The sequence below is a fragment of the Paenibacillus sp. FSL E2-0178 genome (assembly GCF_038593005.1).
Classification (GTDB): Bacteria; Bacillota; Bacilli; order Paenibacillales; family Paenibacillaceae; genus Paenibacillus_AQ; species Paenibacillus_AQ phytohabitans.
On record NZ_CP151953.1, the window covers coordinates 8179304 to 8191373 of the forward strand.

Here is a 12070-nt window from a genome sequence, read left to right on the forward strand (position 1 = left end):
AAAGATGACCCGTAGAAGTAGATACGGGTCATCTTTTTTAAGTTAGGCAATTTGTGATTGATCTACAATTACTTGACCCGGGGTGCTGCAAGCAGGCTGTCCACAATGAAATCAAGCTGCGCGTTCAGCGAATAGATATCGCTGTAATAGGATAATCCGAAGTCAATCTCCATCAGGCGGCCTTCTTTGACTGCCGGAATGCTGTTCCAGAGCGGGTCGGCAGTCAGATCAGCCATCCCGTCGTAGGAAGAACGGAAGATATAATCTCCACTGTAATCGGCCAGAACTTCAAAGGATACGGAATCACCGCCCATATCGCTCTTGGAATCAATTTTTTGCTGGAGAATCTCAGGCGCCTTCATTCCGAGATATTCATAAATGACCTGTGAACCCCGGCCATACTGTTTGCTCATGACCACTACCATGCTGCGGTCTGCGCCGCCTTCCATGATGGAGACCGTTGAACCGAGAATTCCCGCTTCCTGCAGCTTCTGCTTACTGTCCTCCACTTTGGCATTGAAGCTGTTCAAAAGGCCGGTAGCCTGTTCTTCCTTGCCGAAAATATGTCCAATGAACCTTACCCGCTCATCGGTCGTCATCTTCTCATAAGGGACCAGCACTGTCGGTGCGATGTCATGCAGTGCAGCATAGGTCTCCTCAGAAGGAACAATGATCAGATCGGGATCCAGCGAGAGTACAGCCTCAGGACTAGCCTCAAACCAGGTGCCCAGCTTCTGTACATCCTTCAATTCATTCTCAAAGGCTGCGCCTTCGGATACATCAGATACACCTATGGGTTTGATACCAAGTGCGAGGACATCGCCCAGCAGATACAGTACTACCACACGCTGGGGATCGGCTGGAACCTCTACGTCTCCTTTGACGGTGGAGATGGTCCGGGTCTGGGCCTCGGCTGCAGTGTTATCAGGGGATGTTGTAGCGGCTGCAGTCGCAGCAGGCGAAGCGGCTCCTGAGTTGCTGGCATTGCCCGCTGTAGTGTTGTTGGCACCTCCTGCGGAACACGCGCTTAACACTATGGTGAAGCATAACAACAAGGTGAGCATTAGGGATGGTTTAGCCGTTCTGAACATGGGTGACGCTCCTTTTGGGTTATATTGATAATGATTATCATCATCAATATATCGGAGAGTGTCTTCACAGGCAATGTCATAAGCGGACACAGCGGATGGTATTTCCGGCCAGTTTGACACGGTTAGCAGGGAATTTTTGTACCTTACCGGCGAGGTGCCGAAATGCTTTTTGAACATTTTGCCGAAATGATATGCATCCGGGTAGCCGACGGCAAGCGCAATATCATGCAGCGTGGACTCTGTATTCAGCAGCAGCTCCCGGGCTTTGTCCATGCGGATCTGTATCATATACTGGGCAGGGCTGGTCTGAAGCCTCATCCGGAAAAGCCTCGACAAGGTTCTCGGGCTCATCCCGAGTGTGCCGGCGAGTGCATCCAGCGTGAATGGTTTGCTGTAACTGTCGTGCATGTAGCGTACTGCCTGGTCCAGCGAATCCGCTTTGAGGGGCTGGATATCCTGCGCATGGAGCTGACGGAGCAGCTCATGGACCCATTGATAGAACAAGGCTTTGGCATGCAGATGCTCGAGTACGCCGCCTTGCTGCCATTCGCCATACATCTGGATCAGGATCTCGTACAGCGGAAGCGGATTGCCTGGAGTGAAATTGTAAATTTTGCTAAAAGGCCGGCTGCGCTCCATAAGTGCTGTGAGATTCCGCCGTCCGGGGAGGGTGAGTGTGGATCTGTACAAAATTAAGTAATAATCCAGGATTTCCTGTGTCTTGAGCACTTTGATCATCATGCCTTTGCCGCCATGAATGACACTGGAGCCGCTGATTTCAAATGAAATCTCATCTATAAGTACAGTTGCACTGCCGCGTACGACATACATATATGTACTGGCTGGAAGGCGGTACAGCAGCGGAGGTTCTCCCGAAGTGAAAGAGGCCTTGCGGATATCAATAACTTCTATTAAAGCGTGGTTCCACAGAACGATATGGTCCTTCAGATTCATGATTCTTCTCAACTCCTGTTGGTTCATAACCCAAGTATAGTTGATAATTGTTCTCAGTTGCAATGGATTTGCTCTTGCCAGTCTTACGGTAATGCATAGGATGTCTTGTCAGTCGTCATAATAACTTTAGCCATTCATGCAGAACTTACAAGAGAAAGGTAGAGCGAACCCCTATGACAAAACATAAGCAGTGGATCTTTGCCGTACTGACCCTTGCCTTGGCCGCCGCACCGTTTGCCGGCGTATTCTTTGAAGATCGTGGCGTGACGTACGCCCAATCGAATGCAGCAGCCCCAGTTATAACGGAAATTCCTGACGAAGGGGAAGAAGCATTACCCGCTTTTGGCACAACGCCGCTGAAGCTTGGATCTTCCGGGCAGGATGTGTATGAGCTCCAGGGGAGACTTAAGCATCTGGGCTATTATGCCGGTGCTATTGACAGCCAGTTCGGGGCCAAAACCAAAAATGCCGTCACCTGGTTCCAGTGGAAATTCGGCTTGAAATCCGACGGAGTCGTTGGTGCCAAAACAAAGCTCAAACTGTACAATGCAACAACTGCCTGGAAACCTACAGCCCCCAAGACATCGACCGCCAATAAGGATACATCATCCGGCACAGCGGCAAAAAAGAATGAAACAGCCAAAACGAATACAGCTGAGCTGTCTTCCGGCAATACGATGGGGCTGTCCGAAAATGATCTGAAAATCATGGCTAATGCCGTTTACGGTGAATCACGCGGGGAACCGTTTGAAGGACAGGTAGCGGTGGCGGCGGTTATTCTTAACCGGGTTAAATCACCGAGCTTTCCCAACACGCCTTCGGGGGTGATTTTTCAACCGGGGGCCTTCACGGCTGTTGCGGACGGTCAGATCTATCTGGAGCCAAATGAACAGGCGCGCAAGGCAGTGCAGCAGGCGCTTAACGGCTGGGACCCTTCCGGCGGCTGTCTCTATTATTTCAATCCCAAGACAGCCACTTCCAAATGGATCTGGAGCCGGCCGCAGGTGAAGACGATCGGCGAGCATATTTTCTGTATGTAGCTGAAGGAATGTTTTTGCACAGCAAGGCATTAATGGCAGCATGACAGCGTCCGTATAAATCTTTTCTGAGAGCAACCGGTACGCTGTCTTCCGGTTGCTTCCTTACTTTGGAATGGTTTAGAATGGATAATACTTCATAAACTTGTTGTATAGCATCTACCCACGCCGCAAAGGAGTTTTGGACTTGACAAATAATGGATTTCAACATGGCAGCGCCGCAGGCATGCGCATACACGTTCTGCCGACCAAGGCGTTCAAGACGTTCGCCATCTCACTTTATGCCGGCGTTCCGCTTGACGAAAGTACCGTCACCCCTACAGCACTGGTTCCTTTTGTGCTCCGCCGGGGCACAGCCTCCTACCCTGAAACCACCCAGTTCCGCGAACGTCTGGAGGAGCTTTATGGTGCAGGTTTCGGCTTCGACATCTACAAACGCGGCGATTATCAGATCGTGCAGTTCCGGATGGACACGATCAATGACTCCTTCGTACAGAGCAAGGAGAGCCTGCTTGGAGAATCTTTTGCTTTTCTCGGAGAAGTATTGACCCGGCCTTTGCTGGAGGATGGAAGCTTCCGCGCGTCTTATGTGGCGACTGAACGCGAGACCGTCCGCAAGAAGCTGGAAGCGATTGTGAACGATAAAATCCGTTACGCGGCAGAACGCTGCATTGAGGAAATGTGCCGCCTTGAACCATACCGTCTGCATCCGCTCGGACAAAGAGCCGATCTGGATACGATCACGCCTGAATCGCTGTACCAGTCCTATAATTCCTGGCTGAATGGAGCGACCCTTGATCTGTACGTGGTAGGTGATACTACACCGGAAGAAGTGGAGAAGCTGGTCATTGCCAATTTCGGCCGCGCCCAACATTCCGAATCTGCGCCGTACACCTCAGACTTCACTCCGGTAACGGTTACTGAAGTGCGGACGGTGGAGGAGAAGCTGGATGTCAATCAAGGCAAGCTGAATATGGGTCTGCGCACCTCAATCACGTACAAGGATGACAGATACGCTTCTGCGCTCATGTACAACGGCATCCTCGGCGGATATCCGCATTCGAAGCTGTTCGTCAACGTGCGCGAGAAAGAGAGCCTGGCCTATTATGCTTCCTCACGCTATGACGGGCATAAGGGCATCGGGACGATTCAAGCGGGAATCGAGACCCAGAATTACGGCAAGGCCGTTGATATTATCCGCAAGCAGCTGGATGAGCTGAAGGCCGGCAATATCAGTGATCTGGAGCTGAGCCAGACCAAAGCGATGATCCGCAACCTTTTGTCCGAAATTCAGGATTCCGCATTTGAGATGATCTCGTATGATTTTAACCGCCAGATATCCGGAAAGGACCGTTCTGCACAGGAACTGATGGACCAGGTTGACCACATAGGAGCGGAAGAAGTGAAGGCTGCGGCTGACACCTTCCAGCTTGATACGATTTATTTCCTGACAGGGAAGGAGGAATAGCGGTGGAAAAGCTCCATTACGAAAGACTTCAAGAAACACTGTATCATGAGGTTATGGATAACGGTCTGCAGGTGTATGTGCTGCCGAAGCCGTCTTTTCTCAAAACCTACGCTACCTTTGCGACCAGATACGGTTCTGTAGATAATCACTTTAAGGTAGCGGGCGGGGAAGAAACCACCGTGCCTGACGGTATTGCCCACTTCCTGGAGCACAAAATGTTCGAAGAGCCGGAAGGTGATATCTTTGCCACCTTTGCTTCCAACGGCGCATCTGCGAATGCATTCACCAGCTTTGACCAGACGGTATACCTTTTCTCGGCGACGGAGAACATTGAGCAGAATCTCAGTACCCTCGTTGATTTTGTGCAGCGTCCTTATTTCACGGATGAGAATGTGGAGAAGGAAAAAGGGATCATCGGCCAGGAGATTAACATGTATGCGGATAACCCGGACTGGCGTGTGTATTTCGGGCTGATCGAAGCGATGTATGCCAAACATCCGGTTCATATTGACATTGCCGGAACCATCGAGTCGATCGCTACCATCACCAAAGAAACGCTGTATACCTGTTACAACTCCTTCTACCATCCCAGCAATATGCTGCTGTTCATTGTCGGCGGTGTCGATCCTGAGAAGGTATTTGAACTGATCCGCAACAATCAAAAGGGTAAAAATTATGAGAAGCAGGGTGAAATCACCCGCATCTTCGAGCAGGAGCCGCATAAGGTGGCATCGAAGCATGTGGAGAGCCGGCTCGCGGTCTCTATTCCCAAAATGATGTTCGGATTCAAGGAAAAGGTGGATGGCCTCACAGGTGAGGCGGCAGTTCGCCGTGATCTGACCACCAGACTGATGCTGGATCTGCTGCTTGGCAGCAGTACGGCGCTGTATCAGAAGCTCTATGATGAGGAGCTGATCTCGGACAGCTTCGGCCATGAATTCAACAGCTCCCCGCAATATGCGTTCTCGGCAATCGGCGGCGATACCAAAGATCCGGGCCTGCTGCTTGACCGGATCAAAGAAGAGGTTGGTCATATCCAGGAGACGGGCTTCGCGGAGAAGGATTTCGAGCGTGCCCGCAAAAAGAAAATCGGCGGCTATCTGCGTATGCTGAATTCGCCGGAGAGCATTGCCCATGAGTTCACCCGTTACCAGTTCCGCGGCGGAGATCTGTTCGAAGTACTTCCCCTATATGAATCGATCACGCTGGAGGAAGTGAATGACCGGCTGCGTAATCATGTGGACTGGGAGCAGCTGGCCGTATCGCTTGTGGTGAGTCCTTAATGGCATTACCGGGAGAGGACAGCAAAGCGATTGGAGAAATGACAGTGCTTATTACCGGAGGCAGCGGGGGAATCGGCGGAGCCATCGCCGAGCGATTTGCTTCGGTAGGCATGAACATTGTGATTCATTATATGAATTCGCATGAAGCGGCGAATGATGTTGCCCGGCGGTGCATGGCGCTGGGGGCAAAGGTGATGACTGTGGCTGCGGACATGAAGGACCGCAGCCAGCTTGTGCGTATGGCCGAGCGGCTTGAGGCCAGCGGCATGATGCCGGATATTCTGGTCAACAATGCCGGAAAGGCGCATTATGGCATGCTGGCCGACGTAACGGAGGAAGTGTGGGACGATATTATGGCGGTGAATCTGAAGGGCACCTTTATGTGCAGCCAGATTTTCATGCCTTATATGGTCTCCCAGCGTTACGGGCGGATTATTAATGTTTCTTCCGTCTGGGGAATTTCGGGTGCTTCCTGTGAAGTGGCTTATTCCGCGAGCAAGGGTGGAGTGAATGCTTTTACCAAGGCGCTGGCCAAGGAACTGGCACCTTCCAAGGTAACAGTGAATGCTGTTGCACCGGGAGCGGTCCACACGGCCATGCTGGCCAATCTGCAGGCGGATGAGGTGAAGATGCTGGAGGATGAGATCCCTGCGGGGAGGCTTGCTTCTCCTGAAGATATTTCATCGCTGGTTTATTTTTTGGCGCTGCCTGAATCGGGGTATATTACCGGCCAGATCATCAGTCCGAACGGCGGCTGGATTACTTAAGGCCAGGCAGTATGAGTTCTGGAGAAATGCTCCAGCATAAGAACTTCCGGCTTGAGACATATTATAACTGTTGCTTTTAAATCTCAATATCATTACAACTTGAGGAGGATTTAAGATGTCAACAGATTCCGTAGTGAAGAACTTTGATACCTGGAAAAGCTTTTTGGGAGACCGGGTCATTCAGGCCGAAAAAATGGGGATGAGCGACGAGACCATCACCAAGCTGGCTTTTGAAATCGGGGAATTCCTCGATAAGAAGGTCGATCCGGGCAACTATTCCAACCGGGCCATCAAAGAGCTCTGGGATGTCGGAACGGATGATGAGAAGCATACTATTGCTGGACTCATGGTCAAACTGGCAAAGAAAAACGCATAAGCATGCGGAAGAAGCTCCCCTTGCGGGAGCTTTTCTGCAATTATTACAACAGTGTCCTTGCCTTTCAATTTTTTTTTATATATCATTAACATGACCCGTGTAGCGAAAGTGACATGCAGGGAAAAGGAATCTATGAGGTGCGCAAAAGTGGAATATAAACAATGGTATATGGAGTACAAGATACATAAGAACAGACCCGGTCTCCTTGGAGATATCGCTTCAATGCTGGGAATGCTGGAAGTCAATATCCTGACGATTAACGGTGTTGAAGGCAAAACCCGCGGGATGCTGCTGGAAACAAGTGACGATGAGAAGATCATGCTGATGGGCGAGATGCTCAAAAAAGTTGATAATATAACGGTTACGGCACTGCGTTCTCCGCGCCTTGTGGATAAGCTTGCCGTCCGTCATGGACGATATATTGACCGCGATTCGGATGACCGCAAGACCTTCCGCTTCACCCGCGATGAGCTCGGACTGCTGGTGGATTTCCTCGGTGAATTGTTTAAGCGGGAAGGGAATCAGGTTATAGGTCTACGAGGCATGCCGCGTGTAGGGAAGACGGAATCTATTATTGCCGGCAGTGTATGTGCCATGAAGCGCTGGACCTTTGTCTCATCCACGCTGCTGCGGCAGACGGTACGGAGCCAACTGGCGGATGATGAGCTGAACCCGAATAATGTATTCATCATTGACGGAATTGTCAGCACTATACGTTCGAATGAGAAGCATTACAACCTGCTGCAGAACGTTATGAGTATGCCGAGCACCAAGGTGATTGAGCACCCGGATATTTTTGTGCGGGAATCCGAGTACACCTTTGATGATTTCGATATCATTATCGAGCTGCGCAATATGCCGAACGAAGAGATATTGTACGAGTCGTTTACGACAAGCTACAGTGATGATCTTTAATATATACAATATTTTTAGGAGGTGATGGTATGTCGGAACTGGGCCGGCATTTGAAGGAGGCGCGTCTGCAAAAAGGGATGAGTCTTGATGATGTCCAGGAAGTAACAAAGATCCGCAAAAAATATTTGGAAGCCATCGAAGCAGGTGATTATAAAGTGCTTCCGGGAAGTTTCTATGTCCGGGCCTTTATCAAAACCTATGCTGAAGCGGTCGGGGTAAACCCGGATGAACTGATGGAGGAGCACGGCAATGTGCCTGCGGCTCCGGTCGATACCCCCATGGAGACAGTGATCCAGAAGCGGAGCCGCAAGCCTGAAACGGAACGGAATGCCAAGTGGCTGCCTACCTTGCTGATGTGGACTTTTCCTGTCTTAATCCTTGTGGTCATCTATCTGTATGCATCTTCAACGATGAATAAAGAAGAGGCGGACAAAACGGATTCGGGGAGTTTGACTGCCGCTACGCAAGATCCGGCGAAGGTTCAGCCTTCAGCCACAGCGGCCGGCGGCGGTGCAGCAGCTACAGCTACTACGGATACTGGAGCAACTGCGACTGTTGCACCAACTGCTACTCCGGTGCCTTCCCCGACTCCGTCCACGCAGTCCATAACGGTTACAGAGGACCGCAAGTCGGGCAAAACGACAATCTATAAGGTTACGGCACCTGCGGGAAGCTCGGTTCAGGTAGAGATTGCCGCGACGGGAGTCAGCTGGCTTGAAGTCTACCAGGGCGAGAACTCCAAGGGGGAGAAGCTAAGCTTCGGAAACACTAAGGCTGGCGATAATATGAGCTTTACGCTCGGAAGTGCAGGAATGTACATCAAATCCGGATATTCCCCGGCTACTACAATTTCTGTGAACGGACAAGTTATTACCGATGGCAAAACATCGTCCCGGCTGCTCCTGGAGCTGGATGACGGAACTTCTGCCTCCGGCACTGATGGTGCAGCTGCTGACGGTGAGAGTACCACTACCGAATAGCAAATCCAATGTATAGGTTTTGGCGGATTGGAGAACCTAGGAATGATTTACAGTTCTTACTCCAAAGTGAGGTGTATTCTCTCATGACCGTCAGCTGGATCGTAACAGGACTTGGCATTATTGTCAGTCTCCTCGGTTATTATCTGACACCGGGTGCCTGGGGCTATGGTATTCTGGGCTTCGGACTGGCACATATTGTGCTTGGGATTCTGGATATGTTCCGGGCTCCTGCACGCAGCAGATAATACCTGGATGTGAGCGTCTCCCGGAGTTTGCTTCGGGAGACGTGTTTTTTATAATGTAATCCTTAATACATAGTTATACGCTCTATCTCTTTACGTTCTATCTCTGGAAGCCAGGACCCCACTTTGTGGGGTTGTTTTGTAATGCCGGCGGTGCTTTCCCTTCCAGTATTAGACTTAAGAGTCCCTTTCTCATATAATAGGAACAGACTAAATGTAAGCAAAGGACGTGGAATCATGAGTTCGGAAAGTTCATTCGACATTGTATCCAAAATGGATATGCAGGAATTAACCAATGCGGTTCACCAGACGGAGAAGGAAATTGATAACCGCTTCGATTTCAAGAACAGCAAAAGCAGTCTAAAGCTGGAAAAAGATGCGCTGGTCATCGCTTCAGAGGATGAATACAAGCTAAATGCGGTTATTGATATCCTGCAGTCGAAAATGGTTAAGCGAGGAATTACACTGAAAAATATGGATTTTGGCAAAGTAGAACCCGCCTCACTGGGGACTGTACGCCAGCGTCTGGGCCTGAAGCAGGGAATTGATCAGGAGAACGCGAAGAAGATTAACATCTTGATCCGTGACTCCAAACTGAAGGTGAAGAGCACCATTCAGGGGGATCAGATCCGTGTTACCGGTAAAAGCCGCGATGATCTCCAGCAAATTATCCAGCTCCTGCGCAAAGCTGATTTGCCGCTCGATCTGCAGTTTAACAATTTAAAGTAAGCTTACGTACCCCGCAGTGTATACGCACCTTACTTTGCGGGGTATTTTATGTTTTTTTGACACTTATTTATGGCTATAATATACTAGCTAAAGCAGTTTTGAAGAAAATTGTGGAATATCGGATTCGTATGGATCAGGGGAGGAACTTCAGTGAATTTGCCCAACCGCATCACGCTAGCACGTATTTGTCTTATCCCGATTATGATGTTTTTTCTGCTGGTGGATTTCAGCTTCTATCCGGAACCGATACATTGGGGCTCATTTCAGCTTTCAATTAATCATTTGATTGCAGCTGTTATTTTCCTGCTTGCCGCCAGTACAGATGGAATAGACGGGTACATAGCCAGAAAGTATAACATGGTCACCAATCTCGGCAAACTGCTGGACCCGCTTGCAGACAAGCTGCTGGTCTCTGCAGTATTGATCTCGCTGGTTGAGCTGGGAAGATGTGATTCCTGGATTGCCATTGTCATCATCAGCCGTGAATTTGCCGTGACCGGCCTGCGCCAGGTGGCACTGCTTGAAGGCAAAGTAGTGGCCGCGAGCAAATGGGGCAAGATAAAGACAGTCACTCAGATTGTCGCGATTTCGCTGCTTCTGCTTAACAATTTCCCGTTCCAGTTCGTCAGCATCCCGGTGGATGATATTGCGATTTGGGCTGCAGCGATTATCACCATCTATTCGGGTATTGATTATTTCGTGAAGAACAAGGACTTGCTGCAGCTTCATAATGCCTGAAGTTTGCCAAGCTGCTTGATTTTTGCATGATTTCTACAATCAGGAGGAGAACGCCAGCTATGAAAGCGGAAATTATTGCCGTTGGAACAGAACTTTTGCTTGGACAGATAGTAAACAGCAATGCCCAGTTTCTTTCAATAGAGCTGGCTGCGTTAGGGATTGATGTATATTTTCAGACCGTGGTCGGAGACAACAAGAACCGTCTTATGGAAGCAATTGAGATTGCACGGAACCGTGCAGATATTATATTGTTCACCGGCGGAATCGGACCGACAGAAGATGATCTGACCAAAGATGCACTTGCTGCGGCGCTTGGCCGTACCCTTCATATCGACCAGCTTGCTATGGATCATGTGCAGCGCTTCTTCGATGACCGCAAGATTGTCATGACCGAGAATAACCGCAAGCAGGCGCTGGTGATTGAAGGAACGACACCGTTGTCTAATGAAATCGGCCTTGCGGTAGGTATTGCTTTTGCAGAAGATAACAAGTACTACATCGTACTGCCGGGTCCACCCCGGGAGATGAAGCCGATGTTCACAGATAAAGCCAAGCCTTGGCTGCAGCAGCATGCACTGACCAGCGAAATGCCGATCTACTCCAAGATGCTTAAGTTTGCAGGCATTGGCGAATCGCTGCTGGAGGACAAGCTGATTGACCTGATCCGCGGCCAGAGCGATCCTACGATTGCTCCTTACGCCAAGGAAGGTGAAGTGACAGTGCGTATTTCCACCAAAGCCCCGTCCGAACGTGAGGCTATGGTTAAGCTTGATGTGCTGGAGAAGAAGATTGCCGAAATTCTGCCGGAGAATCTGTATGCCAATATTGATGTGCCGCTGGAACAGCTGATTGTCGACTGGATGGCGGATGCAGGCCTGACGCTTAGTGCTGCTGAGAGCTGCACGGGCGGACTGCTGATGGAGAGCATCACGAACATCCCGGGCAGTGCTTCCATGTTCGCCGGTGGAATCGTCTGTTATTCGAACGATTTGAAGAAGAAGCTGCTGAATGTGCCTGCAGCTATGCTGGAGGGTCCTGACGCACCCGGTGCGGTCAGCCGTGAGGTAGCCGAAGTGCTGGCAGAGCAGGTGCGGATGATCGGGGATAGTGACTTTGGCTTGTCTGTTACCGGTGTAGCCGGGCCGGGCTATTCCGAACGGAAGCCTGTGGGGCTTGTGTTCGTCGGACTGGCCGAACGCGGCCGGAAGACTGAGGTATACGAGCTGAATCTCAAGGGAACCCGCGAGAACATCCGCCTGCGCACAGTCAAGGCCTTGCTGTACCGACTCTGGCGCCGGCTGGAGGAACGCAAGGTGGCAACCCCGCTTGAAGGATCGGCCTTGCAATAATCAACCGGGCCGGTATATAATTTGTTCATACGGAAGAACCGTGGCATAGAAATTCTCTGCTGCGGTTCTTTGTTTATATTCCCCGCTGGCGTGACCTCTATGATCCACCGCGTGAGACCTTTTGAGGATTAAGCTTGTGTC

Annotated in this window: 12 protein-coding genes; 11 read left to right on the top strand and 1 reads right to left on the bottom strand. The window is 50.4% G+C overall.

Features of this window, described 5'->3' with window-relative positions; genetic code table 11:
* Positions 1 to 68: 68 nt before the first annotated feature.
* The gene (locus tag MHI42_RS35400) at positions 69 to 2045 is read right to left on the bottom strand and encodes an AraC family transcriptional regulator (protein ID WP_342422197.1); all 1977 of its coding nucleotides are present in this window, start codon (positions 2043 to 2045) and stop codon (positions 69 to 71) included.
* 173 nt (positions 2046 to 2218) lie between these two features.
* On the opposite strand from MHI42_RS35400, the gene sleB reads away from it, so the two are divergent.
* The 11 genes from sleB to MHI42_RS35455 all read left to right on the top strand — a co-directional run bounded on the left by sleB (position 2219) and on the right by MHI42_RS35455 (position 11929).
* Positions 2219 to 3085, top strand: coding sequence for a spore cortex-lytic enzyme (gene sleB, locus MHI42_RS35405; protein ID WP_171716055.1), 867 nt, complete (start codon positions 2219 to 2221; stop codon positions 3083 to 3085).
* A gap of 184 nt (positions 3086 to 3269) precedes the next feature.
* Positions 3270 to 4550 carry a pitrilysin family protein gene (locus MHI42_RS35410; RefSeq protein WP_171716054.1) on the top strand — a complete coding sequence of 427 codons (1281 nt, stop codon included), beginning with the start codon at positions 3270 to 3272 and terminating at the stop codon, positions 4548 to 4550.
* Positions 4551 to 4552: 2 nt separating this feature from the next.
* Positions 4553 to 5833, top strand: a complete 1281-nt coding sequence (locus MHI42_RS35415) for a pitrilysin family protein (RefSeq protein ID WP_342422198.1) — start codon at positions 4553 to 4555, stop codon at positions 5831 to 5833.
* Positions 5833 to 6600 (top strand): 3-oxoacyl-ACP reductase FabG, encoded by a 768-nt coding sequence (gene fabG / locus MHI42_RS35420; protein WP_171716052.1) that lies wholly within the window; start codon positions 5833 to 5835, stop codon positions 6598 to 6600. The genes MHI42_RS35415 and fabG overlap by 1 nt, the downstream gene beginning before the upstream one ends.
* A gap of 115 nt (positions 6601 to 6715) precedes the next feature.
* A complete protein-coding gene (locus MHI42_RS35425) occupies positions 6716 to 6976 on the top strand; it encodes a DUF3243 domain-containing protein (protein ID WP_036692667.1) in 261 nt (86 codons plus the stop codon).
* A 147-nt stretch (positions 6977 to 7123) separates the two neighbouring features.
* On the top strand, positions 7124 to 7891 hold the full coding sequence (locus MHI42_RS35430; RefSeq protein ID WP_039294778.1) for a DUF3388 domain-containing protein: 768 nt from the start codon (positions 7124 to 7126) through the stop codon (positions 7889 to 7891).
* Positions 7892 to 7920: 29 nt separating this feature from the next.
* A complete protein-coding gene (locus tag MHI42_RS35435; RefSeq protein WP_342422199.1) occupies positions 7921 to 8871 on the top strand; it encodes a RodZ domain-containing protein in 951 nt (316 codons plus the stop codon).
* A gap of 83 nt (positions 8872 to 8954) precedes the next feature.
* Positions 8955 to 9116, top strand: coding sequence for a hypothetical protein (locus MHI42_RS35440; RefSeq protein ID WP_167336664.1), 162 nt, complete (start codon positions 8955 to 8957; stop codon positions 9114 to 9116).
* A gap of 234 nt (positions 9117 to 9350) precedes the next feature.
* Positions 9351 to 9842 carry a YajQ family cyclic di-GMP-binding protein gene (locus tag MHI42_RS35445; protein WP_171716050.1) on the top strand — a complete coding sequence of 164 codons (492 nt, stop codon included), beginning with the start codon at positions 9351 to 9353 and terminating at the stop codon, positions 9840 to 9842.
* A gap of 150 nt (positions 9843 to 9992) precedes the next feature.
* Entirely contained in the window at positions 9993 to 10580 is a 588-nt protein-coding gene (pgsA, locus tag MHI42_RS35450) for a CDP-diacylglycerol--glycerol-3-phosphate 3-phosphatidyltransferase (protein WP_039294770.1), read from the top strand.
* A gap of 59 nt (positions 10581 to 10639) precedes the next feature.
* Positions 10640 to 11929 carry a competence/damage-inducible protein A gene (locus MHI42_RS35455; protein WP_342422200.1) on the top strand — a complete coding sequence of 430 codons (1290 nt, stop codon included), beginning with the start codon at positions 10640 to 10642 and terminating at the stop codon, positions 11927 to 11929.
* The last annotated feature ends 141 nt before the right edge of the window (positions 11930 to 12070 follow it).